This window comes from Chthoniobacterales bacterium, from assembly GCA_018883245.1.
GTDB lineage: Bacteria > Verrucomicrobiota > Verrucomicrobiia > Chthoniobacterales > JACTMZ01 > JACTMZ01.
This window is the reverse complement of the sequence record VEQL01000002.1, coordinates 17,015-40,515: the sequence shown is the minus strand read 5'-3', so window position 1 is coordinate 40,515 and position 23,501 is coordinate 17,015. Positions and strand designations below refer to the sequence as shown.

Genomic DNA, 23,501 nt, shown 5'->3' with positions numbered 1-23,501 from the left:
GGTTCTGCCGCGCGCGAAGTCTTCAACACTTTCCGAGCCCCGCCTTGCGGGCGAGTTGCGGCCAGATGGTGCGCACGGTGAAGTGCTTCATGGGCGGCCGTGATCCCGACCAAGGTGCCGGGACAGCGAACAAAACACCGGCCAAAAAGCAAGCGGGCGGCGCGTATTGCGCACGGAGACGGGCAAAGGTGCGCCAGGCCGTCTCGCGATCAGCCTTGAGCGGAACACCGCTTTCGGCGAGGAACTTCATCGCCTCGTCCCACTCCCCGCGTGTGACGCAAGGATCGCCGGACACCGGTGCATCGGTGGATAGAATCTCGCTCTCGAAGCGCCACGCCGTGACACCTTCCGTATCGTCCCCGGACCCGCGCCGGGCGCTCTCGCCGCGCCGCAACATATGCATGGTGTCGGCGCCTTCCGCGAGGAAACGCACAAACGAGGGGTCCGAAGGAAGATCGATGGCGGCCAACCGGATCGACACCGCATCAAGAATGGCGAGGAGCGAGGTGACCCAGTGACGCTCCGGCAGCGGCGACCGGAAGTGGTTCAGCAACGGATAGACGTATTGGTTCACGCGCATGGCGCACATCCACGAGATCCACTTGCCGATGGAGACGCTGTCGGGACGGTCGCTGATGCGCTGGGTGCGGACCACCATTTCCGGTCCCCATGCCGGTTCGCCGGTGAGCAGCGACAACTCGCTCACCCCGGCCTCTCTCGCCGTGTAGGCAGTATAGAGAGTGAGGAGGAAACCGATGAAAACCGCGATGATGGTGCTGCCCATGAATGCCGCAAGGAACATGAAGAAGACTGCCAGCGGCTTCTTGGCCGGCTCGAATCCGAGCGTCGTCATGCCGGAACCGGCGCGCGCGAAGGCCTCGAGCCAATCCGAGCCCCCGATGCCGTAAAACACCAGCGCGAAGGCGAGAACGAAAATCGCGAGAAAGAGCGCAAGAAGGAAAAGCACCGTGGCCGGACCCTGGGCGGCAAGCAACCGGTCGAGGGCGAAGTAATTGCGGCTCCGGCGCGCAAAAGAACGGAAGACGCGCTTGGCCACCAGTTCCACCACCAGCGAGAGTCTGGTGTAGGTCGGGCGCGGCACGAGCATCATGCCGACCGAGGCGCGGATTGCGGCCCAGAGCAGCCAGACACCGAGGGCGAGCGTGCCGAGACGCCATGCAACATGCTCCCAGCCGCCGGCCGCCGCGAGCATGGGCAGGATCACGGCAAGCAGATCAGGCTTCCGCCGCTTCCAACTCCCCGGCGGATTCCTCGGCGCGCGCCGGCGCCTTGGCGGTCGAGAACTTGCCGGTGGAGTCCGTGAACTTGACGCCGACCAGCTTGCTCACGCCCTGCTCTTCCATGGTCACGCCATAAAGCACGTCGGCCCGCGCGATGGTGCGCTTGTTGTGGGTGATGACAAGAAACTGGCTCTGCTTCACGAAGCGGTCGAGCATGGCGAGGAATCGGTTGATGTTCGATTCGTCGAGCGGCGCGTCCATTTCGTCGAGGATGCAGAACGGGCTCGGCTTGACCATGTAGATGGCGAAGAGAAGAGCAACCGCGGTCATGGTGCGTTCGCCGCCGGACAGGAGGGAAACGGACTGGAGCTGCTTGCCCGGGGGCTTGGCGGTGATTTCGATGCCGCTCTCGAGCGGATCTTCCTCGTTCATCAACGCGAGGTCGGATTTCCCCCCGCCGAACAGCTCGCGGAAGGTTTCGCGGAAATTATCGCGGATTTTACCGAATGTCTCGGCGAAGAGCGTGGTCGTGGTGGCGTTGATCTTTTTGATCACCTCGAGCAACTCTTCCTTCGAGTTGGTGAGATCGGTGAACTGCTCGTCGAGGAACTTTTGACGGTCGAGCAGGTCGTCGAACTCCTGAATGGCATCGATATTGACCGGGCCCATCGAGTCGAGCTTGTCGCGCAACTCGGCCACGAACATCTCGATCTCGTTCCAGTCCAACTCGGCTTCGATTCCCTCGGGGGAGGTTTCCTTGGATTCCTCGACAACCGGCGCATCCACCGCGACAGCGGGCGCTTCCTCGCCTTCCACCTCGCTGTTGGCGTCCGCTTCCGCGGATGACGGCCGGGCCTTACGGCGCTTGCGGTGCTCACGAACGGCGCAGTGCAGCGCGTAGCTGTCCATGGGCACCTCACCCAGCTCGACATGGTAGCGGCGCCGGATGTCATCCGCGAGGTTCTCGACCTTCAGACGCAATTCGGCGGCCTGAACCTCGAGCTTTCCTTTCTGGTCCTGCATCTCGGCGTGCTCGCGGCGCTTTTGGCGCAAGGTCTCGTCCGCCACTTGCACTTCGGCCTGCAACCCCGATCGCTCTTTCTGCAAGGCATCAAGATCGCCCTGCTTGGTGTCGATCTCCGCCTGCAAATTCGCCGCTTCGCGCCCCAGCGCCTCGGTTTGTTCCTGCACGGATTGGACCCGCGCTTCGGCGAACGACTTTTCCAGCTCCCGCTGACGCACGGTTTCTTCCAACTCCTCGATGCGGCTGAGCATCGGCGCGCGCTGGGCTTGCAGACTCTCCTCGAGTTGACGGGCTGCGGCCAGCTGCACGCGCAGCTCGTTGAACTGCTCGGCCGCCGCCTCAACCTCACCCGCTTCGCGGCGGGCCTGCTCCATAACCTCGGCCGACTTCGCGTTTGCTTCCTCGACCTGCCGACGGCATTCGGCGATGCGGCCGGACAGCTCCTGTGCCTTCTGCTTCGCCCCTTCGAGATCCTGCGTGGCACGCTCCCGCTCGCGCTGCAAAGCGGAGGACCGGCTGCCCGCCTCCTGCAATTCCTTTTCCAAAAGGCCGTGGTTGGCGCGCAGCCCGGCAAGCTCGTTTTGCTTGGTGCGGATATCGGCCCGCGCGGCTTCGAGCACTTCCTTTTGTCGATCGCGTCCCGAAAGCGCGGCCACACGGGCGGCCTCGTGGTTGACCAATTCTGCTTGGACCACCGCCAGCCTCTGCCCGAGCGAGGCGATTTCATCTCGGCGCTGCAGGGCGGATGTCGCCCCCTCGCCCGCGCGTCCGCCGGTCACAATGCCCGCGGCATCGATCAGCTCCCCGTGCTGCGTGGCAAAAGCAACAGCCGGATACCGTCCGCGCAATTCCGTTGCATGGTCGAGATTCGTCGCCAGGGCGACACCATTCAACACGCCGCGCACCAAACGTTGCACATCCTCGCTGTCGCAACGGACGCGGTCAGCCGCCCAGCCGAGCGATCCGTCCGGTGCGGGGCCTTGTGCGGCGAAATGGTTCCCGTTGGGACTCACCACGCTGGCGCGGCCGAGTTTGTGCTCGTAGAGGGACTCGAGGATTTCGCGGGCCGATGCCTTGTCGGTCAACACGATGGTATCCCCGCGCGTTCCGAGAGCGGCCTCGATGGCCGGCAAAAAGCCCGGCTCAACGCTGAGAAGGCTGCCGAGCATTCCGCGCACGGACGGCTTGAAGTGGTCCGGACGATCCAACCCGCGCAACACGGCCTGCGCCCCGGGCGCCGCCCCCTCGCCTTCGAGGTTGAGTTGCTCGAGCACTTCGAGACGCGACTGGATCTGGGCGAGCGTCCGTTGGGCCGCGGCGGTTTCCTGCTCGACGCGCTGGCGCTCGAGTTCGCCGCGCTCGACCTCGGCTTCCGCGCGGTCCAGCGCGGCCTCGGCGGCGTGGAGCGCTTCCGTTGCGGACGCGACTTGGGCTGCGGTGTCTTCCAGACGCTTTCTCGCGACCGACTGCGCGTCGAACAATTGGCGCCCTTCGTTCTCGAGAGATTCAATGCGGGCCTGGGTGGCTTCGCGCCGCGCCTCGAGTCCGGCCAACTCGCCCTGCAAACGGAGCGATTCGTTCTCCGCCTTGCTGATCTCGGCACGCAGTGCCTCCAAGGATTGCTGCGACGACTCGCGGCGACCCGCGCTTTCGCGCAGGCGGGCCTGGAGGGCGTCGAGGGCGGCGGAGCGCTCGGCCAACTCGGCCGAGACCTTAGTCACCTGCTCGTCCGTCCGCCCCATCTCCTCGCGCTGCATACGCTGGCGTTCGCGGGCGGCGGCCATCTCCTCGCCGCAACGGGCGATCGTCTGGCGAAGTTGCTCGCACGTCTCTTCATTGTGCGAGGCACGGCTTCTTGCCTGCACCATGCGATCGCGGATGGACTGCATCGACTGGCGCGAGGATTCAACTTGCTGCTCGAGTTCGGTGAGACGCGCCCGATGTCCGGCAACCGCAGCCTCTCCTTCTTCCAAAGAAGTCGCCGTTTCATGCCAGCGGACTTCGAGGGAGCGCAGCGTGTCGTGCAAACCGCGTTGCGAGGCCGCGATCTCGTCGTGCTGGCGTCGGACAAAATTAAGCTCGAGGACCTTGAGATCGTTGGAAATGGCCTGATAGCGGCGCGCTTTGCCGGCCTGACGCTGGAGCGAGCCGATCTGGCGTTTGACCTCGCGCATGATGTCGTTCACGCGGACGAGATTGGCCTCGGTGTATTCGAGTTTGCGGAGCGCTTCCTTTTTTTGCGCTTTGAACTTGGTGATGCCCGCGGCTTCCTCGAACACCGCGCGGCGGTCTTCCGGGCGGCTGCTCAGGATCAGGTCGATCTTGCCCTGCTCCATGATCGAGTAGCTGCTGCGCCCGATGCCGGTGTCCATGAACAGTTCGTGGATGTCGCGCAGACGGCACGGGGTTTTGTTGAGCAGGTATTCCCCCTTGCCGTCGCGGAAAATGCGCCGCGTCACGCAAACCTCCTCCCACTCGGTGCCAAGGTGCTCCGCGCAACCGCCGAACGTGAGCGAGACTTCCGCCATTCCGACCGGTGAGCGCGAGTCGGTCCCGCTGAAAATCACGTCGGCCATTTCCCCGCCGCGCAGGGCTTTGGCCGATTGCTCGCCGAGGCACCAGCGGATGGAATCGAGGATGTTGGATTTGCCGCAGCCGTTGGGGCCGACCACCGAAGTGATGCCCTCGTGAAATTCCAGGTGCGTCTTGTTGACGAAGGATTTAAAACCTACCAGTTCGAGTGATTTGAGAAACATGGGGAAAAAGCACGCAAAAGCACTATGTAAGCGCGCGCCGGAGCCTTGGCAACCTTCATTACAACAAATAGTGGCCCGCGGCGCGGCAACCCACTATATGTAGGGCCCGCCCCATGCAGCCGACCGGGCCACACCCCTCTTTCGAAGGAAAGTCCGACTTGGACTTGCTCTTCGATTTCCTGCGTTTCCGCAGCGTTTCCACCAAGCCTGACCATGCCCCGCAGATGCGGGCCTGCGCGGAGTGGCTCTGCGGGCTTTTGCGGCATGGAGGATTCCGCGCGGAAGTCGCAGAAACGGGTGGACACCCGGCGGTGCTGGCGCGCGGACCCGAGGCCCCGGGCAAGCCCACAGTGCTGATTTACGGCCACTACGACGTGCAACCCGAGGAACCCTTGGAAATGTGGACCTCGCCGCCCTTCGAGCCCGCCATCCGCAACAAACGCGTCTTTGCCCGAGGTGCCACCGACAACAAGGGCCAGATTCTCGCGCATGTTCTCGGCGCCATCCATCTTCTGCGCGAAGAAGGCAGCCTGCCCGTCAACCTCATCTTTCTCATCGAAGGCGAAGAGGAAGTTGGCAGCACGAATCTCGACGATTTCATCCGCGCGCGCCGCAATGACCTGCGCTGCGACGTCATTGCCATCTCCGACACCGGGATGGTCGCGGAGGGGCATCCCACGCTGACCCAAAGCCTGCGCGGCATCGCGGCCATGGAAATCATCGTGCGCGGACCTATCACAGACCTTCATTCCGGAATTTTCGGCGGTGCGGTCATGAACCCGGCCACGGCCCTGGTGAGGATGCTTGCGGGACTGCACGACGAGAAAGGGCGCGTGGCGGTGCGCGGATTTTATGACGACGTGGCAAAACCGGATCCGGCCGAGCGCGAGGCGCTCGCCGCGCTGCCGATCAGCGAATCCGATTACCAGCGCGAGACGGGAGTGCTTCTGCTCTCCGGCGAGGAAGGTTTCAGCAGCGTCGAGCGCATCGGGATACGTCCGACCGCGGAAATCAACGGACTGACCAGCGGCTACCAAGGCGCCGGCACCAAGACCGTGCTTCCCTCCAGCGCGTCGGCAAAACTCACGTTCCGTCTTGTCCCGAACCAGAAACCGGAACGCGTGCTCAACCTCGTGGAAATTCATTTCCAAAACCTCCTGCCGCCGGGTGTCGAGATGGAGATCGTCCGCGGCCACGGAGGGCTCCCTTATCTCCTCGACCTCAAAACACCGTGGTGCGCGGCCGCCTTGCGCGCGTTGGAGCAGACATTCGGACGCAAGCCTGCCCTGATGCGCGAGGGAGGCAGCATTCCCATCGTGCAGACATTCCGAGAACTGCTCGGGTCCGACACGCTGCTGCTGGGCCTGGCGGCGCCGGACTGCAAAGCCCACGCACCAGACGAGAATTTTCCTTTGGACAACTTCGAGGCCGGCCTGCGTCTTCACCAGAACCTGCTGCGGGAAATCGCCGCGACAGCAGGCTGACCGCCAGCCGGCCCCGCCTTATTCCGCCGCAGCGTGCCCGACCTCCATTCACTCTCCACTTGGGCCATCGCCATCGGGGCTGCGTTCTGCGTCGGCATGTCCAAGACGGGCTTCGGAGGACTCGGCATCGTTTCCGTCGCGCTCTTCGCCCTGCTTTTTCCGGCCAAGCAATCGACGGGCGCCCTCCTGCCGTTGATGATTTTTGCCGACTTGCTTGCGGTGCGTTTCTACCGGCGCCACGCGAACTGGAACGACCTCATCCGGCTTCTCCCCGCAACGCTCGCAGGAATTGTCATCGGTTGGTGGCTGATGCCGCGGATCCCGGACGGCGCGTTCACGCGGTTGCTCGGATGGCTGATCCTCGGGTTGATGGCGCTGACCATCGTGCAGCGGCGCTGCCCCGGCATGATGCGCCGCGCGACGGAGCACCCGCTTTTGGGACTGTTCGCGGGGCTGGCGACGGGTGTGACCACCATGCTCGCGAACGCGGCCGGTGCGGTCACCGCATTCTACTTCCTCGCGCGTCGCATGGACAAAATGACATTTGTCGGGACGGCGGCATGGTTCTTCATGATCGTGAACATTTCAAAGGCGCCATTCAGCGCGCAACTCGGGCTCATCACACTGCCGTCGCTGTTGTTCGACCTCGCACTGCTGCCGGTCGTTCTTGTCGGCGGCATCGCCGGGAGGATGCTGCTGCATCGCGTGCCGCAACGCCTGTTCGAATGGATCACGATCTGCTTTGCCATCGGTGCCGCAATCAGACTCATCGCGTCCGCAGGCTGAGCCTTCGTCCGGATTTGCGCGCGGCGGATCGCCGCAACTTCGGAGAGATCACGATCCGCCCGCCGTATCCTCGATGATTTTCACCATCGTGGACTCCACCTCCCGCGCGACGGCCTGCAGTTCCGCCTTCGGCGCAAAAAGGCCGATCAGCGAGGCAGGGCGCGCCATCGCAATGACCGTCTTTCCATCGTCTTCATACACCGAAATACGGCAGGGAAGCATGATGTTCATGCCGTAATCGGCCGCCAGAACTTTGCTCGCCTGCGCGGGATTGCAAACTTCAAGCACGTGACAGGCTTTCGTCTGCGGAAAACCTTTGGAGGTTAGGATCTGCTTGAGATCGTAGCTGTGGAGCGTGCCGAAACCGTTCTCCTTTGCAACTTCCATCAAACGCGCGGCCGTAGCATCCGCCGGAGTGGACGTCGTGCGACTGAAAACCGGGGAATCCGGGTTGGGTGAGGTTTGCTGGTTGTTCATGGGTGGAGTTTAACCGGGCCGGCACCGCGACTGCAATCCGCCGCGAAAATGCCGGAAGGCGGGATTTGCTGCGCAAGCTTCGCCTTTTCGCCGCCTTCGTGTAGCGTGCATGCAAATCCGCTTTCCCGATGAAATGCCCCGAGTTGCCGCCATGCGGTCATGCCCCACGCCATTATGAAGGCCTGCCGCCGGAGGAGGTGCTGCGATTGCGCAGGGAGTTCCTGAACCCCGGCATTTTTCTCTACTACAAAAAGCCCCTCATGATCGTGGAGGGGCGGATGCAATACGTGTGGGACGAGGCGGGCACGCGCTACCTCGATGCCATCGGCGGCATCGTCACCGTGAGCGTGGGCCACTGCCATCCGCACGTCGTCGCCGCGGCCGGGAGGCAATCGGAGATGTTGCAACACACGACGACGATTTATCTCCATCCCAACGTGGCGGAATACGCGGAGAAATTGGCGTCCAAGCTGCCCGGCGATCTCAAAGTCTGCTACTTCGTGAATTCGGGATCGGAGGCCAACGACCTTGCGCTGCTCATGGCGCGGGTTCACACGGGAAATTACGATGTTATTTCACTCCGCAACGCCTACCACGGCGGCAACTTCTCGGGGATGGGAGTCACCGGCCAAAGCACTTGGAAATACAATGTGCCGCATAGCTTTGGGGTGCACCAAGCCGTCGCTCCCTACCCTTACCGGGGGCCGTGGGGCTCGGACGATCCGGAAGCCGGCGCCAAGTATGCCGGCGACGTGGGAGACTTGATCGACTCGGCAACTCCCGGAAAAGTCGCCGCGTTCATTGCGGAATCCATGCAGGGTGTCGGCGGCTTCGTGGAGTTTCCCAGCGGGTATCTCAAGCATGCTTACGCACATGTGAAGGCGGCGGGCGGTCTCTGTATTGCGGACGAAGTCCAAACCGGCTTCGGACGCCTCGGTTCCCACTACTGGGGCTTCGAGACCCAAGGCGTGGTTCCGGACATCGTCACCATGGCGAAAGGCATCGGAAACGGCTTCCCTCTGGCCGCCGTGGTCACCACGCCGCAGATCGCCGCGTCGCTTGTCGGCAAAGTGCATTTCAACACGTTCGGCGGCAACCCGGTCGCCAGCGCCATCGGCAAAGCCGTTCTTGAAGTGATTGAAGCGGAAAACCTGCAAGACAACGCGCACAAGGTTGGCCGACGCATTTCCGCGGGCCTCGCGAAACTCAAGGCCAAACACAAGGCCATCGGCGACGTCCGCGGGCGCGGACTGATGCAAGGCATCGAGCTTGTCAAAGACCGCTCGACGAAAGAACCGGGGACCGCCGAGTGCGCACAGGTTCTCGAAACAGCGCGCGATCTAGGATTGCTCCTCGGCAAGGGCGGCCTCCGCGGACAAACCCTCCGCATCGCCCCGCCCATGTGCGTGAACGAAGCCGATGCGGATTTTCTTTTGGATGTGCTCGATGAATGCTTCGGCCGGTTGTGAACCGCTCTTGACGCGACCTTTTCCATGAACTCTCTCGACCCTCGGGCCAAACGGCTGCGCGCCGCGGATCGCTGCATCCAACAGGCCCACAACGCTATCACGGGCGCACGTCTTGCCCTCGGGGATTTGCCGCGGGCCAAGGCATCACCGCTGACCGCGGCTTTGGGTTCGCTCGACGAAGCCTGTGCAGCACTGGATTCCGCAAGCGCGGCCCTCGATGAAGTCCGCATGGATCAAGCGGACGCCGGTTGATTTCTCTCAGCGATCTCCTCGGCGCCGATCCAGCTTCTCCAGAATCCGCCGCTCGGCGGGGGAAAGGCCCTCGATCCCCTCTTCCATCACCCGTCGAAGCACATCGTCCAATGCGGAACGATCACCGGACCGCGACCTTGGCGGCACGATTGCGGGCACCCACCATTTGGTCAGCGCGGCACCGGCCAGCGCGCCGCCGAGATGCGCGAGATGCCCGATGCGCGGAAAAATCCGCAGCACGGCACAAAGAAAAGAGACGACTATGACACCGCGGCCGAGCGTTTTCGCCTTCATCCTCACGGGGAGGACAAAGAACAGCAGCGCTTGCAGGGGGGCATCCGGATAAGCCGTGGTGAAGGACAAAAGAATGCCGCAAACCGCGCCGGACGCACCGATCAATTCGGAGTCGGACGCGGCGAATGCCGTCTGGAGAAGCCCGCCGGATATTCCCGACACGAGATAAAGCACGAGATATTTCGCGCGTCCGAGAAGGAATTCGACCTCCGGTCCGACAAACCAGAGCCCGAGCACATTGACGATCAGGTGAAGCAGGCTACCATGGATGAACATGTGCGTGACAAGTGTCCACCAGTCGCCCCGGGCCAAGGCGTCGCCGCTCAGCGAAAAGCGCCCGAGCACCAGCCCGCGGCTGCCTCCGGCCAGAAGCACTTCGAGAACGAAGCAAGCAACAAGACTCGCCGCCAAAATCACCGTCGCCGGCGCCATGCGGAATTTTTCTCTCAACGCATCCACCGGACGAGTCTATCAGCCGGCCGTCAGTGCGACAACGCACGGTTGGCTCTTTGCATCTCTTGCCGTTGCGTTAGTCTTTCCGACCAATGCCGCCCTTCCTCCGGCCGTGTCTGTATGCGCTGTCGGCGATCATTCTGTTGATCGCCGTGGCGGTCGTTGCCGTCAACGTGCAGCTGCAATCGGCCGCGATGCAGAGCGAGTTGCGCAAGGCGGCCATGGACACCATCGGCCTTCCCCTTACCGTGCGCAGCACTTTTTACACGCCATGGGACGGTATCCGCCTTCGAGGGATCGTCATACCGGACATGGTCAACGCCGGTGTGAACTTCGTCGAGGCTTCAGAGTTCCAGATCCGCTTCCGCCTGGCACCGCTCCTGAGGAGGCAATTTGTGGTCAGCAGCGTCTGTCTCAAAGAAGCGGTGGTTACATGGCGCCAGAATTCCGGGGGGCAATGGCGGATCCCGCGTCGCGCTTTGGACGCGAAGCCGATGCCGGCCGGCTCGCCCGCCGCCGCGACCACTCCCGCTGCGGAGCCCGCTCAGGAAACCGCGGCGCCGTTCGAGGTGCGGGTCGAACAGTTGCAAGTGTTGCGTTCGCGCATGGTCTTCGAGAACCGCGACGGCTGGCCATTGCTCGACGCGGACGGCATCACTGCGTCGGCTTCGCTCGATGCGAACGGTGACGCCAAGGGAACCGCGGGAATTCCCGAAGCAGTGCTCGCGGGGCTGCTTGTCGCGACGGGACTCGAGTCGGGCTTCGCCCTCGATGGCGGCAATCTTTCTTTTCCGGATATCCGCGGGGATGTGTCCGGCGGGGCGCTCTCCGGCAGCGGACGCATCGCCACGAAGCAGGAAGGCTCGCCTTACCGATGGTCGCTGCGCCTGGACGGGCTGGACATGGCGCGTCTCACTCTGCCCTCGTCGTTCGGCGGAACGCGGATCGAGGGTCGCCTTTCCACGGACGTCGAACTCGAGGGCCGCAATGCTCCGGGCCGCACGGTCGCGGGTCATGGCCGGGTAAAAATCGACGAGGGGCGGCTTGTTCCGTCGCCTTATCTGCAGGGGCTCGGCGAGATCTTGGGGATCCGCGAGGCGCGCGGGGTCAACTTGAAGGAAGCCACGGCCGATCTTCGTCTCGACGACGACCTTCTGCACATCGAACCGATCTGGCTGCGCGCGGAGGAATTCGCCGTCGAGCTGTCGGGCACCGTGACGCGCACGGGCACGCTCGATCTGCGCGGCCACCTGCTGCTCAGTCCGCCCGTTGCAGCACGACTGACATCGTTGACGCGGCGGGAAATTCCGGAGAGCAACCGCGAGAGTTTTTCCGGGTATCACGAGGTCCGCTTCCGCGTGACGGGAACACTCGAGAAACCGAGCAGCAATCTGGCCTCGAGCCTTTTCGGGGGCGGCGCAGGCGGGCGCGTCGGCGAGCTTTTCCTCAACCTTATCGGCGCGCCCTGACCATGCGGATCATTGCCGGCACGGCGGGAGGATTGCGCCTGGAATGCCCCGCAGGCGTGGCACGACCGATGATGGACCGCGTGCGCGGTGCCGTCTTCTCGAGTCTCGGCGAGGCGGTCGTCGGCGCGCGGGTTGCCGACTTGTTCGCGGGAAGCGGCGCCATCGGTCTGGAGGCCCTGAGCCGGGGTGCGGCGTCCTGCATGTTCGTGGACAGCAACCGCAAATCCGTCGCCGCCATCCGGGAGAATCTCCGGCGCGCCAAGCTCGACGGAAACGTGCGCCAGCAGGACGTGGCATCATTCATCGCCACGGCCTCGCCGCAATCACTCGACCTGATCTTCGCCGATCCGCCGTTTGCCCTCGATCCTGCGGATGCAGCGCATCCCGTGTCACTGCTCGCCGACGCGAAATTCGCCGCGTGCGCGGCCTTGCACGCGATCTTTGTCGTCGAGTTGCCGATCGAACCGCCGCCGGAGACCGGCGCTTGGGAGTTGCTCCGCAACAAGCGTTACGGGCAGGCTTGGGTCGCGTTTTACCGCAAACGCCACGCCTGATGATCCGGTTCCTCTACAATTTCCTTCTGCCGCTCGGGCTCATCGTCGCCCTCCCGCGCTACTTGGTCCGCATGTTCCGGCGCGGAGGATTCAAGCAGGATTTCGGACAACGGTTCGCGCGGTATTCGCCGGAAATCAGGGTGAGGTTCGGAAATGGCGATTGGATTTGGGTCCATGCAGTCAGCGTCGGCGAATTGCTCGTGGCCTTGAAAGTCATCGACGAATTGCACCGCAGGCACCCGGACTGGCATTTCGTGATCTCCAACACGACATCCACGGCCCACGCCATCGCGCTCTCCAAGCAGAAGGATTGGCTGGTTGCGATCTACGGACCGCTCGACGTCGCGGCTTTCGTGCGCCGTGCATTCGACACCGTTCGGCCGCGCGCGGTGGTTCTGACCGAGAGCGAGATGTGGCCCAATTTCATATGGGACGCTTCGCGCCGCCAGATACCGATCCTCTTGATCAACGCCCGCGTCTCTCCCCGCTCCGAACGCCGCCTGCTGCGCTTTGCGCCGATCGTGAAGGCCGCCACCCGCCATCTCTCGGCGATCGGACTGCAGGAACCCGGACACACGGAACTCTGGCGCCGGCTCGGTGTTCCGGCTTCGCGCCTGCACGTGACCGGAAGCGTGAAATTTGATCCGGCGGACAGCAACAGCGCGCCGCGCGACTTCCGGCCGATCTTGACGGCATGGGGCTTCGGCGCCTCGGACCCTGTAATCCTCGCCGGCAGCACGCACCGCGGCGAAGAAGCCCTGATGACCGCAGTGTTGCGGCGGCTCAAGACCGCGTTTCCCCGCGTGAAGCTGATCTTGGTTCCCCGCCATGCGGAGCGCGCAAGCGAGATCGTCGCCGAGCTTTCTGCCGGCGACCTGCGCGTGGCCTTGCGCAGTGCGGCACCTGATGGCTCCGGACCCGACGTCTTGCTGGTGGATACCACCGGCGAACTGCGCGATTGGTATGCCTGCGCGGACTGCGTGTTCATCGGAAAAAGTATCACGGGGCGCGGCGGGCAGAACCCGGTGGAAGCGATCATGGCCGGACGGCCCGTCAATTTCGGGCCGCACATGGAAAATTTCGCCGACCTTCGCGACAACCTCCTGAAGTTGGGCGGGGCGGTCGAAGTTTCCGGCGAAGATTCGTTGCTGGAAGCCTTCCGGAGCCAACTTGCCGATGGCGACCTGAGAAAAAAAACTACCGAAGCAGCCCTGCTCGCGCTCAAACCGCACCGCGGCGCGGTCGCCCGGACTGCCGATCTCATCGAGGCGGCAGTTCAACGGGAGTGACTCCGCCGCCCGCTGCGTGTAAGTTCGCGCGGATGAAAGGCAAACCTTTCAAAGTCGGCCATGTCACGTTCGGCGGCAAGGAACTCGCCTTGATTCTCGGCCCGTGCGTGATCGAGAGCGAGAAGGCAGCGCGCCGGACGGCCGCCCGTCTGGTCACAATCACTGCGCGTCTCGGCCTTCCGTTCGTTTTCAAGGCCTCCTACGACAAAGCCAACCGCACATCCGGACGCTCGTTCCGGGGGCCCGGGCCGGAGGAAGGCTGCCGTATCCTCGCCGCCATACGCGAAGAATTCGGCATTCCGGTGACCACGGACGTGCACTCGCCGCAGGAGGTCGAGATCGCCGCGGACCATGTCGATCTGCTGCAGATCCCGGCGTTTTTGTGCAGGCAAACGGACCTCATCAGCGCCGCGGCCCGCAGCGGCAGGGCGGTGAACGTCAAAAAGGGACAGTTCCTCTCGCCCTGGGAGGTGAAGCCCATCGCGGACAAACTGCTCGCGGAGGGATGCCGGAAGTTCTGCTTCACGGAGCGCGGCACGACTTTCGGCTACAACAACTTGGTTGCCGACATGCGATCGATCCCGTGGGTGCAGGAGCAGGGCTATCACGTGATCTTCGACGCGACACACTCCGTGCAAAGGCCCGGGGGTGGCGGCGACAGGACGACCGGTGACGGCCGTCTGGCGCCGGTTCTGGCGTGCGCGGCCGTGGCGGCCGGAGCTTCGGGTGTTTTTCTGGAGACCCACGAAAATCCGGCGAAGGCGCCCTCCGACGGCCCCAACCAGATTCCTCTCGCGCAGTTGCCCGGCCTTCTGCGCAAACTGGCAGCGATCCGCCATGCACTTTAAGAGCGCGCTCATCACCGGCTTTTTGTTCCTCGCCGCGGCACGCGCGCAGGACGCCTCGGGCCCCGTGGACATCCCGGTCAACATCGGGCAAAGCGTAAAGGACATCCGTGTCCCCCACTTCAACGCCCAGGGAAAACTGAGCCTTCGCATGAACGCCTCCCAGGCCGAACGGGCCAGCCACGACCAGTTCAACTTCGACGACATGACGATCGAGATTTTCGAGGACGATCCGCAAAAACCCACGCTCGAAGTCGTCCTCGGCAAGGCGGTTTTCGACCGCACGAAAAATCTGCTCACCGGCAGCAGCTCTTCCACCATCAAGGGCGAGAACGTGCAGATCACCGGACGCCAGCTACAATTCGACGTCAACACGCGGTCAAGCCACCTGCAGGGTCCCGTGACCATGGTCGTCACCGGCACGGAGAAGTTCCAGCCATGAAGACCTTTTTCGCCGTTCTGTTTTCCTTCTCCGCCGCAATGCTGCATGCGCAGACAGCGCCGGACCCGCTCGGCCTAGGGCCCCTCGCCCAGGATCGCCCGATGGGCAGCAAGACCGAAATCACCGCGCAAAAAGAGGCCACTTTCAACGAGGCCGAAAACACCGCTGTTTTTGTCGGCAGCGTGCGCGTGAACGACCCGAGCTTCCTGCTCAGCTCGGATAAACTCACGGTGAAACTCACTGCCGACCGCTCGGGTATCGAACGCGCAATTGCCGAGGGGCGCGTGGTGATCGTGCAGCAAACGAAGGAGGGCGAAACCGACAAAGCCGCCACCGGCCGCGCTCAGCGTGCGGAATACATCCCGGCGAAGGGCAGCATCACGCTGACCGGCAGTCCGGAAATCCAGCAAGGCATCAACCGCCATATCGCCACGTCACCGGGAACACGAATGACCCTCAATCGCGACGGGAAGGCCACCACAGACGGACCAAGCCGGACCGTCATAACCGATACCGCCGCCCCCAAAATTCCATGAGCGCAGTGCAGCCAGAAACCGCCGCCCATTCCGCCACCGATACCGGGCACCCCCTGCTCCGCACCGAGCAGCTGGTCAAAATTTACGGCGGCCGGGCCGTCGTCAACGGCGTCGATATCAATGTCCGCCGCGGGGAAGTCGTGGGTCTTCTCGGGCCGAACGGCGCGGGCAAGACGACCACTTTTTACATGATCGTGGGGCTCGTCCGTCCGAACGGGGGCAAGGTGTTTTTCGCCGGCGACGATGTCACACGGCTCCCGATGTTCAAGCGCGCCCGGTCCGGCATGGGCTACCTTCCGCAGGAGGAATCCATCTTCCGAAAGCTCACGGTGGAGCAGAACATCATGGCGATCCTCGAGACGACAAAACTCACGAGGACGGAACGGAAGGCGCGATGCGAGGAACTTTTGCACCAGTTCGGCATCGAGCACATCGCGAAAAACGAGGCCCTGACCTTGAGCGGCGGCGAGAAACGCCGTCTGACCATCGCGCGCTCGCTGGTCACCAACCCCAGCCTGCTCATGCTCGACGAACCGTTCAGCGGCGTCGATCCGATCGCCGTTTTCGACGTGCAGCAAATCATCACCAATTTGCGCGATGCCGGCCTGGCCATCCTGATCACCGACCACAATGTGCGGGAGACGCTTTCGATTGTTGATCGCGCCTATCTGATCTACGAAGGGCGCGTGGAAAGCGAAGGCAGCAAGGACTTCCTCTTGAACGACCCGGTAAGCCGCAGGCTCTATCTCGGCGAGAGTTTCACCATGTAAGCCCGCACGGCCATGCCCGCAGCCGCAAAAGTCAAACCCATCAGCGTCGGGGACTTCCACCGCCACCACGCGGAAACCCTCGGCCTGGAACTCGTCGCCGGCGAGCGCGGCCTCGACCGCCTTATTCGCGAGCCTACGGTCAACCGTCCGGGCCTGGCTCTCACGGGTTTTTACAGCTACTTCGCCCCGAAAAGGGTCCAGGTCTTCGGCGGAGCGGAACTCAGCTATCTGCAGAGCATGCCGGCCCGCATGAGGGCCGACCGGCTCAAACGCTTCTTCCAAACCGCCATGCCGTGCGTGGTGATCGCGCGCAACGCGGGCGTGCCCGCCCCGGTGCCGAAGCTCGCCGAAACCTTCGGCGTCCCGGTGTTCCGCACGCCGATGATCACGATGAAGTTCATCAACGCGGCCACCATCGCGCTCGACTGGGATTTCGCCCCGCGGAGCAGCGAGCACGGCAGCATGGTGGATATCCACGGCATCGGCACCCTCATACGCGGGGCCAGCGGGATCGGCAAAAGCGAGTGCGTGCTCAGCCTCCTGGAGCGCGGCTACAGCCTGGTCAGCGACGACATCACGCGCTTCCGTTCGATCGAGGGACGAGAACTGGTAGGACGCTCGGCCGAGTTGACCCGCTTCCACATGGAGGTGCGCGGCATCGGCATCATCAACGTGGCCTCGGTATTCGGCGTGCGCAGCATCCGCCCGGAAAAAATTCTCGACCTGGTCGTGACCCTGAAAGACTACCGCGAGATGGAGGAAGTGGACCGCCACGGCCTGCACCGCCACACTTACAAGATTCTCGGCATCTCCGTGCCGCACGTCATCATCCCGGTGCGAAGCGGCAGGGACCTAGGACGTCTGGTGGAAGTCGCCGCCCTCGACCAGAAGCTGAAGGGGCTTGGCATCAACAGCGCGCTGGAATTCAATGACAAGTTGATTAAAGTGATGCAGCCCAAGTCAGAATAATGGGAATTCTAGCCAAAAAATCGGATTCAGCCGGCAAGCGCCTCACGCGCGAGTTGATCATCCTCAACCGCTACGGGCTGCATGCCCGGCCCGCAGCCCTATTCGTCAAAACCTCGAACCGCTTCAAGGCCGATGTCTGGGTGGAAAAAGACGGCGAGGAAGTGAACGGCAAAAGCATCATGGGCCTGATGATGCTGGCCGCGGGCCACGGCTCGAAACTCAAGATTTCGGCCGAGGGTTCCGACGCCGAGAAGTTCCTCCGCGAGATCGAGGAACTCGTGGCCAAGCGCTTCCACGAAGATTGACTTTTTGACCTGAGCGCGGATTTCGGTTAAATCGCCCGTAATGGGCGAGGATCGAGAGGGCGTTCTCCAAGGCTTGGGCGTTTCGCCGGGCATCGCGGAAGCGGAGGCCGTTGTGCAATGGCGCAACGAGGAAGAGATTCCCCTGCGCGATATCACCGAGGATGAAATCCCCGACGAGATAGCTCGCTTCGAGGCGGCCCTTATCGCGACGCGCCAGGAACTTCTCGATATCCAAGCCCGCATCGCTTCCGCGATCGGCGCTGCCGATGCCAGCATTTTCGACGCCCACCTTCTTGTCGTCGAGGACCGCACCCTCATCGATGAAGCCGTCCGCGGGTTGGAGCGCGACCGCCACAACATCGAGTTCGTCTTCCACCAAGTGGCCGAAAAATACTGCCGTTCGCTTGCCGCGATCGACGACCCCTATCTCCAGGAGCGCGTCGTGGACGTGGAAGACGTGACGCGACGCATCATCCGCCATCTTCTCGGCAAAAATCGCGACGAACTGCACAAGCTGGAACGCCCCCACATCATCGTGGCGGTCAATTTGACTCCGTCTGATACGGCGCAAATCAACCGCGAGTTCGTCCGCGGCTTCGTGACGGAGCAGGGCAGTCGGACCTCGCACAGCGCCATCATGGCCCGCTCTTTGGGCATTCCCGCCGTCGTGGCGTTGCCCGAGGCCTGCGGAAAAATAGCCACCGGCAACCCGGTCCTGCTCGATGGTTACACCGGCAAGGTTTTTCTGCGACCTTCGGCGAAAACCCGCTCGGACTACGGACGCATCGAAAAGCAAATGGTCGAGGTGGACCAGCGGCTGGAAGCCATCCGCGACACGGCTTCCACGACGCGCGACGGGCGGCACATCGTCCTTTCGGCCAACATTGAACTTCCGGGAGAAATCGACTCGGTTGCCGCTTCGGGCGCCGAAGGCGTCGGCCTGTTCCGGACCGAGTTCCTTTTCCTCAACAAGCCCGCGCTCCCCGGCGAGGACGAGCAATACGAGGCATACCGGCTGGTCGCGGAAAAATGCGCTCCGCACGGCGTGATCATCCGCACGCTCGACATCGGCGGCGACAAACTCATGCAACTGCCGCAGTTGGCGTCCGAACACAACCCGTTCCTAGGCTGCCGCGCCATCCGCCTTTGCCTCGACCAGCCCGAACTTTTCAGGACCCAGCTCCGCGCCATCCTGCGCGCTTCGGCCCACGGCAACGTGCGCGTCATGTATCCCATGGTTTCCTCGATCGACGAGGTCCGTCGCGCCAACGCGCTGCTCGCGCGGTGCAAGGATGAGCTGCGCAACGAAGGCAAGCCCTTCAACCCGGATATCGAGACCGGCACGATGATCGAGGTTCCGGCCGCGGCGCTCGTGGCACGCCACCTTGCCCGCGAGGTGAAATTTTTCAGCATCGGGACGAACGATCTCGTGCAATACACCATCGCCGTCGATCGCGGCAACGAGCGGATCACCAAACTTTACCAGCCGACGCACCCTGCGGTGCTCCAACTCATGGCCCTCGCTGCGGACGGCGCGCACGAGCAGGGCATCTGGGTCGGCGTCTGCGGCGAGATGGCGTCGGAATTCCATCTTACTCCCCTGCTCCTCGGCCTCGGCATCGACGAATTGAGTGTCGGCGCAGCGTCGGTGCCTCGCATCAAAAAGGCCGTGCAATCCCTCGACCTCTCGGAATGCCGGGAACTCGCCGGTCAGGCGCGCGGAATGTCGGACCCGGATGCGATCGAGGACCTGAGCCGCGCACTTGCCCGCAAGTGCTACCCGGAGCTTTTCGAACGCTGATCCCCGCGTGCGTTACCACGACATCCGCGATGCGTTGCAAGAACTGCAACTGCGTCCGTCAAAAGGCCTCGGCCAGAACTTCCTGAGGGACGCCAACATCGCGCGCCTCATAGCCACGACAGCCGTCCCGCAAGGTTCGCCGTTCGCACTCGAAATCGGCCCCGGTCTCGGTGCGATCACCGCGCATCTGCTCGGAATTTGCCGGCAAGTGCTCGCGCTGGAAAAGGACGCACGCTTGGCCGACTGGCTGCGCCGCAAGCTCCCGGAGGGCCGGGGACTGACCGTGGAGACGGCGGACGCGGTCACCTATGACTGGCGCCCGTTGATGATACACGGACCGTTTCCTCTCATTGGCAACCTTCCCTACTACGTCACGTCCCCGGTCCTACGAAATTTTCTCGGACCCGTTTCGCCCGCCGCTCGGGCCGTGTTCGGCGTGCAGGACGAGTTTGCCGTCAGGATGTCCGCGAAGCCCGGGACCGCGGATTACAGCGCGCTGACCGTCCGCTTGCAGAGACTGTGGAGCATCAGCCGCGAGCGGAGCCTCGGGCCCGGTGTGTTTTTTCCCGAACCCGCAGTTTCCTCCGCCATCGTGGTTCTCGAGCCTTTGCCACCCCGGACCTATCCTCCGGTGCGCGCAGCTTTCTTCGACGACATCGTGCAGCGCGGATTCAGCCAGCGCCGCAAACAACTGCGGAACCTTATCGAAATTGAACCGGAGAAATGGGGCGAATGGTGCAACCGGCACGCGGTGCCTCCGACATGCCGGGCGGAAAATCTTTCGGTGGCCCAATGGGTCGATCTCGCGGCGGCAATGGACCCTGCGGCCGCCACAGTCGCCCAGCACGACCACGAACTTTTCGACGTGGTCGATGAGCACAACCGCGTTTTGCGAACCGCTCCGCGCTGCGAGGTTCACGGGCAAAATCTGCGCCACCGTTCGGTCCATGTTTTGATTTTCAACGCGGCTGGCGAATTGCTCCTGCAAAAAAGATCGGCGTGGAAAGACCGCGAACCGCTCAAATGGGACTCGAGTGCGGCAGGTCACCTCGACTCGGGCGAAGACTATGCCCGCGCCGCTGCGCGCGAAACGGAGGAAGAACTCGGCGTCCAAAGCAACCTCGAAAGTGTCGGACGAATATCAGCTTCCGCGGAGACCGGTCATGAATTCGTCGAGGTTTTCACCGGGATTCACGAGGGACCATTTGTTTTGCCTCCGGCCGAGGTTGAAGCCGCGGAGTTTTTCGAGCCCGCCACAATCGACCAATGGATGCGGTCGCGCCCGGGCGACTTCGCCCCGGGTTTCCGCGAAACATGGCGGCTTTACTCGGAAACAGCGCGTCGCCGGTAGCCAGGCGGCCCGCGCGGGATCAGGAACTTTCTTTGCCGAGGATCTCCAGGTAAGAGCGGGACACGGCCCGCGCGGAATTTCCCGGCTCAAACTTCTCGATGCGCATTTGCTTGAGCATCCACTTGCCGTCGATGCGCTGTCCGGAAACAACCTCGAAGCGCCGTGACAGGTGCCCTTGCCAATCGAAACCCTCGATGCGCAGGAGCGCGCCGCTCTCCTCGTCCAGCCAGACACGCACGATGGCAAACTCCGAGCCGCGCTTGCCGGGCCGCAACTCGATGTTCCATGAAGGACGCGTCTTCACTGTCTCGCGACCGAGCAACCTCGCATCGGGCCAGTAAAGGAAACCCAGGGACAAATCCTCGACCGTGACACCGCTGCCCTCTGCCACGCTTTCCATCATTCCCTTCTGAACCTCACGTCCGCGCGCATCGTAAACCCCCGACGATTCGTCGCCCAAGCGCACTTCCAGCACGCGGTCGGGATTCGCAAAAGTGAAACGGAGTTTGCCGGAACCGACACGGAGACTGAAAGGCGTGACCGCCTCCCCTGCGCGCAAACGCCCCTGCACCTCGGCGTCATTGCTGGTCGATGCCGCCCGCGCGACACGCAAAAGTTCCTCCGGGTCCGGATCCGGCGCGGCAACCAATCCGGACGCGCACAGGGCAGCGGCCACCACCACAGCCCCCGCGCGCATCGCCACACGTATCATCATTTCTTGTCTCATGCCCGGGCAGCGCCAACACTACCACAGGTGCCATCCGCTCTCGACCAGCAACTTTTTCTGTGGCTCAACGCCGACCGCGGATGCGCGGCGCTCGACATGTTCTGGGCGGCCGTCTCGAGTTTGGACTTTTGGTTCCCCTTCTTCGTTGTCGCGGGGCTGCTGGTTGCCTGGCGCGGCGGATTTCGTGCCCGTGCCATGCTCGTCTGCATCGCCCTGTCGATCGGAATCATGGAGGCGGGGGTGATCAACCCCTTGAAAAAAGCATTCGGTCGCCCCCGGCCTCACCAAACTTTGATCGAAGCCAGATTCGTCGATCTTGCGCCGGCAAGACCGCGTTTGCTTGCTCTTGGCGCACCTCCCAATGTTCGAAAGGCCGAAATCGCGCCCTCTCCGGCCAAAGGGAAATCATTTCCGTCGGCACACACGTGGAACATGTTCGCCTTCGCCACCATTGTGACCGCCTTTTACAAGTTCCGAGGGGCATGGCTTTACGCCGTGGCCGCGCTCGTCGCCTTGTCGCGGGTTGCCACCGGCTCGCATTGGCCATCCGACGTCCTTTTCAGCGCCGTTCTTTCGGTCGTCTTCACGCTGGGACTTCTCGCCGCCTACGGGTGGATCTGGCGGCGTGTCGGGCCGCGCATTCTGCCCGGCTTGGCGGCCCGGCATCCGCGGCTTTTTTGCACATCATGCGCGGGCGCCTGATTCTGCTCTTTTTTTTGGCGTTGGTCACAGCCTTGCGCTGGGCGGTTCTTGCTCCGCAGGAACTTTCGGCAAGCGACTCATACCTCGCGCTGTGCGGCGAGGCACCGGACGTGGCCACCTTCGACGGTCCGGCAGGCGTTCCCTTGCTTGTTCATGCGGGCATCAAATTGGCCGGCGCCAGCGCCCTCGGAGCCCGGCTTGCATGGCCGCTGCTCGCCTTTTGGGCGACGGTCGCGGTTTATCTGCTCATTGCCCGCATCGCGGACAAGCGCGCGGCGCTTGCCGGGGCCGCGGCTCTCAATCTCTTTCCCGCGTTCAACACCGCCGCGCTCGAGGCGACACCTGCTCTGCCGGTTGCTTTGTTCGCGTTGTCCTTTGCCGCGTGCGCGTGGCGCGCATTGGAAAACGACTCTGCGGTCTGGTGGCTGGCCTCCGGTCTTTCCGCCGCTGCCGCACTTTTCTTTTCTTACTCTGCATGGCTGCTTGTGCCCGCCCTCGCCGTGGTTTTGTGCGCCTCGCACCGTTGGCGGAAGCAACTCTTGCTGCCGGGCTTTTGGATGTCGGCCCTTGCTCCGGCCATTGTGCTTGCTTTGCTCCTCCACTGGAATTCCACCCACGGCTGGGTGCATTTCATCGGGCAAACTTTGCGGTCATCACTATCCCTGCACTGGGCGCAATCCTTTCGCATTTTGACGGATATTGCCCGCGACTTTACGCCGTTCTTCGCGCCCTGCCTGATCGCAGCCATTTGCCTCGCCCTTGTGCAGTCAAGTGCGAGCAGGCGTGCGAAGTTTCTCTTGGTGCCGGCCTTGGCCGCCTCGATACAGGCGGCTTATGTGGCGCTGAGGGGAGGCACAGCACACACGGAGATGCTTCTCGCGGGGACGCTGACCGTTCCACTCCTTTCGTGGATTCCCGGATACATCGGCAAGTGGCGCGTGCAAGGGCTTGTTGTCGCCGCCTATCCGGCAGCGGCTGTCTGGACGGCGCTCGCACTCGCAGTTGGACAACCTCCACCCGCGAAAATCTCCGGCGAGAGCGTGGAAGCAATCGAAAAACTGCGTCTTGAGCAGAGCGCCACCACGGGCACACCCGTTTTTCTCATCGCCGAGAACGCGCTCCTTGCATCATCCATCGCCCTGCGATTGAAGGACTCGACCTTCGCCGTGCCCGGTCATCCCTCGGTCTATGTCCTCGAGTCGCCTTACGCCGACAGCCAATTCGCCCTGTGGCCGCGATACGATCAGTTCGTGGACGCACCGCGGCAGGCCGCGCTTGAGGGCGCCGACCCCTTTACCGAACAAAGCGGCACCAATCTGTTTATCGGCCGGTCGGCCCTTTTCGTCGGAACCGCCGCGCCCGGCAATCTTCCCCAGGCTGTCACCGCCGCTTTCGGCGCCGTGAGGCTTGTTGCCGAAATCGAAACGGCACCGGGCCAAATCCTCCGTATTTATCTGTGCTCCGATTACTCGACTCTCCCATTGTGAACGTGACGGACAGCCGGG

Annotated in this window: 22 protein-coding genes; 17 read left to right on the top strand and 5 right to left on the bottom strand. The window is 63.1% G+C overall.

Features of this window, described 5'->3' with window-relative positions; genetic code table 11:
• Positions 1-22: 22 nt before the first annotated feature.
• Together FGM15_01010 and smc are read right to left on the bottom strand one after the other, a co-directional pair.
• Complete coding sequence (locus tag FGM15_01010; protein MBU3664445.1) at positions 23-1,225, bottom strand: hypothetical protein; 1,203 nt, start codon at positions 1,223-1,225, stop codon at positions 23-25.
• A gap of 10 nt (positions 1,226-1,235) precedes the next feature.
• Positions 1,236-5,021, bottom strand: coding sequence for a chromosome segregation protein SMC (gene smc / locus FGM15_01005; GenBank protein ID MBU3664444.1), 3,786 nt, complete (start codon positions 5,019-5,021; stop codon positions 1,236-1,238).
• A 113-nt stretch (positions 5,022-5,134) separates the two neighbouring features.
• On the opposite strand from smc, the gene FGM15_01000 reads away from it, so the two are divergent.
• Both FGM15_01000 and FGM15_00995 read left to right on the top strand, forming a co-directional pair.
• A complete protein-coding gene (locus FGM15_01000; protein MBU3664443.1) occupies positions 5,135-6,505 on the top strand; it encodes a dipeptidase in 1,371 nt (456 codons plus the stop codon).
• A gap of 33 nt (positions 6,506-6,538) precedes the next feature.
• Positions 6,539-7,291 (top strand): sulfite exporter TauE/SafE family protein, encoded by a 753-nt coding sequence (locus tag FGM15_00995; protein ID MBU3664442.1) that lies wholly within the window; start codon positions 6,539-6,541, stop codon positions 7,289-7,291.
• 48 nt (positions 7,292-7,339) lie between these two features.
• On the opposite strand, the gene FGM15_00990 is transcribed toward FGM15_00995, so the two are convergent.
• Positions 7,340-7,768, bottom strand: a complete 429-nt coding sequence (locus FGM15_00990) for a DUF302 domain-containing protein (GenBank protein ID MBU3664441.1) — start codon at positions 7,766-7,768, stop codon at positions 7,340-7,342.
• 128 nt (positions 7,769-7,896) lie between these two features.
• Here FGM15_00990 and FGM15_00985 point away from each other — a divergent pair, with 128 nt between their 5' ends.
• Together FGM15_00985 and FGM15_00980 are read left to right on the top strand one after the other, a co-directional pair.
• The gene (locus FGM15_00985) at positions 7,897-9,237 is read left to right on the top strand and encodes an aminotransferase class III-fold pyridoxal phosphate-dependent enzyme (protein ID MBU3664440.1); all 1,341 of its coding nucleotides are present in this window, start codon (positions 7,897-7,899) and stop codon (positions 9,235-9,237) included.
• Positions 9,238-9,261: 24 nt separating this feature from the next.
• Complete coding sequence (locus FGM15_00980) at positions 9,262-9,489, top strand: hypothetical protein (protein ID MBU3664439.1); 228 nt, start codon at positions 9,262-9,264, stop codon at positions 9,487-9,489.
• A 6-nt stretch (positions 9,490-9,495) separates the two neighbouring features.
• Here FGM15_00980 and FGM15_00975 read toward each other — a convergent pair whose 3' ends face one another.
• A complete protein-coding gene (locus tag FGM15_00975; GenBank protein ID MBU3664438.1) occupies positions 9,496-10,215 on the bottom strand; it encodes a rhomboid family intramembrane serine protease in 720 nt (239 codons plus the stop codon).
• A 113-nt stretch (positions 10,216-10,328) separates the two neighbouring features.
• On the opposite strand from FGM15_00975, the gene FGM15_00970 reads away from it, so the two are divergent.
• From FGM15_00970 to rsmA, 11 genes are read left to right on the top strand one after another with little or no spacing between them, the layout of a single operon-like run.
• The gene (locus FGM15_00970) at positions 10,329-11,705 is read left to right on the top strand and encodes a hypothetical protein (GenBank protein ID MBU3664437.1); all 1,377 of its coding nucleotides are present in this window, start codon (positions 10,329-10,331) and stop codon (positions 11,703-11,705) included.
• 2 nt (positions 11,706-11,707) lie between these two features.
• Entirely contained in the window at positions 11,708-12,259 is a 552-nt protein-coding gene (rsmD, locus tag FGM15_00965; GenBank protein MBU3664436.1) for a 16S rRNA (guanine(966)-N(2))-methyltransferase RsmD, read from the top strand.
• Positions 12,259-13,548, top strand: coding sequence for a 3-deoxy-D-manno-octulosonic acid transferase (locus tag FGM15_00960; protein ID MBU3664435.1), 1,290 nt, complete (start codon positions 12,259-12,261; stop codon positions 13,546-13,548). The genes rsmD and FGM15_00960 overlap by 1 nt, the downstream gene beginning before the upstream one ends.
• A 32-nt stretch (positions 13,549-13,580) precedes the next feature.
• Positions 13,581-14,396 carry a 3-deoxy-8-phosphooctulonate synthase gene (locus FGM15_00955; protein MBU3664434.1) on the top strand — a complete coding sequence of 272 codons (816 nt, stop codon included), beginning with the start codon at positions 13,581-13,583 and terminating at the stop codon, positions 14,394-14,396.
• Entirely contained in the window at positions 14,386-14,835 is a 450-nt protein-coding gene (locus tag FGM15_00950) for a hypothetical protein (GenBank protein MBU3664433.1), read from the top strand. The genes FGM15_00955 and FGM15_00950 overlap by 11 nt, the downstream gene beginning before the upstream one ends.
• Positions 14,832-15,371, top strand: a complete 540-nt coding sequence (locus FGM15_00945; GenBank protein MBU3664432.1) for a hypothetical protein — start codon at positions 14,832-14,834, stop codon at positions 15,369-15,371. Before FGM15_00950 ends, FGM15_00945 begins: the two co-directional genes overlap by 4 nt.
• Positions 15,368-16,141, top strand: coding sequence for an LPS export ABC transporter ATP-binding protein (gene lptB, locus FGM15_00940; protein MBU3664431.1), 774 nt, complete (start codon positions 15,368-15,370; stop codon positions 16,139-16,141). The genes FGM15_00945 and lptB overlap by 4 nt, the downstream gene beginning before the upstream one ends.
• Positions 16,142-16,153: 12 nt before the next feature.
• Positions 16,154-17,110 (top strand): HPr(Ser) kinase/phosphatase, encoded by a 957-nt coding sequence (gene hprK, locus FGM15_00935; GenBank protein MBU3664430.1) that lies wholly within the window; start codon positions 16,154-16,156, stop codon positions 17,108-17,110.
• Positions 17,110-17,415, top strand: coding sequence for an HPr family phosphocarrier protein (locus FGM15_00930; protein MBU3664429.1), 306 nt, complete (start codon positions 17,110-17,112; stop codon positions 17,413-17,415). Before hprK ends, FGM15_00930 begins: the two co-directional genes overlap by 1 nt.
• A gap of 40 nt (positions 17,416-17,455) precedes the next feature.
• Positions 17,456-19,216 (top strand): phosphoenolpyruvate--protein phosphotransferase, encoded by a 1,761-nt coding sequence (ptsP, locus tag FGM15_00925; GenBank protein MBU3664428.1) that lies wholly within the window; start codon positions 17,456-17,458, stop codon positions 19,214-19,216.
• On the top strand, positions 19,179-20,567 hold the full coding sequence (gene rsmA, locus FGM15_00920) for a ribosomal RNA small subunit methyltransferase A (protein MBU3664427.1): 1,389 nt from the start codon (positions 19,179-19,181) through the stop codon (positions 20,565-20,567). The genes ptsP and rsmA overlap by 38 nt, the downstream gene beginning before the upstream one ends.
• A 19-nt stretch (positions 20,568-20,586) precedes the next feature.
• Here rsmA and FGM15_00915 read toward each other — a convergent pair whose 3' ends face one another.
• Positions 20,587-21,294, bottom strand: coding sequence for an outer membrane lipoprotein-sorting protein (locus FGM15_00915; GenBank protein MBU3664426.1), 708 nt, complete (start codon positions 21,292-21,294; stop codon positions 20,587-20,589).
• A gap of 27 nt (positions 21,295-21,321) precedes the next feature.
• Here FGM15_00915 and FGM15_00910 point away from each other — a divergent pair, with 27 nt between their 5' ends.
• Positions 21,322-21,996 carry a phosphatase PAP2 family protein gene (locus FGM15_00910; protein MBU3664425.1) on the top strand — a complete coding sequence of 225 codons (675 nt, stop codon included), beginning with the start codon at positions 21,322-21,324 and terminating at the stop codon, positions 21,994-21,996.
• Positions 21,981-23,483, top strand: coding sequence for a glycosyltransferase family 39 protein (locus tag FGM15_00905; protein ID MBU3664424.1), 1,503 nt, complete (start codon positions 21,981-21,983; stop codon positions 23,481-23,483). Before FGM15_00910 ends, FGM15_00905 begins: the two co-directional genes overlap by 16 nt.
• Positions 23,484-23,501 lie beyond the last annotated feature (18 nt).

Bases quoted from the DNA above. Each gene is read 5' to 3' on its own strand.
- lptB (MBU3664431.1), top strand. From the start codon at position 15,368: ATGAGCGCAGTGCAGCCAGAAACCGCCGCCCATTCCGCCACCGATACC.
- FGM15_00960 (MBU3664435.1), top strand. From the start codon at position 12,259: ATGATCCGGTTCCTCTACAATTTCCTTCTGCCGCTCGGGCTCATCGTC.
- smc (MBU3664444.1), bottom strand. From the start codon at position 5,021: ATGTTTCTCAAATCACTCGAACTGGTAGGTTTTAAATCCTTCGTCAAC.
- ptsP (MBU3664428.1), top strand. From the start codon at position 17,456: ATGGGCGAGGATCGAGAGGGCGTTCTCCAAGGCTTGGGCGTTTCGCCG.
- FGM15_00945 (MBU3664432.1), top strand. From the start codon at position 14,832: ATGAAGACCTTTTTCGCCGTTCTGTTTTCCTTCTCCGCCGCAATGCTG.
- FGM15_00915 (MBU3664426.1), bottom strand. From the start codon at position 21,294: ATGAGACAAGAAATGATGATACGTGTGGCGATGCGCGCGGGGGCTGTG.
- FGM15_00950 (MBU3664433.1), top strand. From the start codon at position 14,386: ATGCACTTTAAGAGCGCGCTCATCACCGGCTTTTTGTTCCTCGCCGCG.
- hprK (MBU3664430.1), top strand. From the start codon at position 16,154: ATGCCCGCAGCCGCAAAAGTCAAACCCATCAGCGTCGGGGACTTCCAC.
- rsmD (MBU3664436.1), top strand. From the start codon at position 11,708: ATGCGGATCATTGCCGGCACGGCGGGAGGATTGCGCCTGGAATGCCCC.
- FGM15_00955 (MBU3664434.1), top strand. From the start codon at position 13,581: ATGAAAGGCAAACCTTTCAAAGTCGGCCATGTCACGTTCGGCGGCAAG.
- FGM15_01000 (MBU3664443.1), top strand. From the start codon at position 5,135: ATGCAGCCGACCGGGCCACACCCCTCTTTCGAAGGAAAGTCCGACTTG.
- FGM15_00980 (MBU3664439.1), top strand. From the start codon at position 9,262: ATGAACTCTCTCGACCCTCGGGCCAAACGGCTGCGCGCCGCGGATCGC.
- FGM15_00905 (MBU3664424.1), top strand. From the start codon at position 21,981: ATGCGCGGGCGCCTGATTCTGCTCTTTTTTTTGGCGTTGGTCACAGCC.
- FGM15_00975 (MBU3664438.1), bottom strand. From the start codon at position 10,215: ATGGCGCCGGCGACGGTGATTTTGGCGGCGAGTCTTGTTGCTTGCTTC.
- FGM15_00930 (MBU3664429.1), top strand. From the start codon at position 17,110: ATGGGAATTCTAGCCAAAAAATCGGATTCAGCCGGCAAGCGCCTCACG.
- FGM15_00985 (MBU3664440.1), top strand. From the start codon at position 7,897: ATGAAATGCCCCGAGTTGCCGCCATGCGGTCATGCCCCACGCCATTAT.
- FGM15_00990 (MBU3664441.1), bottom strand. From the start codon at position 7,768: ATGAACAACCAGCAAACCTCACCCAACCCGGATTCCCCGGTTTTCAGT.
- FGM15_00970 (MBU3664437.1), top strand. From the start codon at position 10,329: ATGCCGCCCTTCCTCCGGCCGTGTCTGTATGCGCTGTCGGCGATCATT.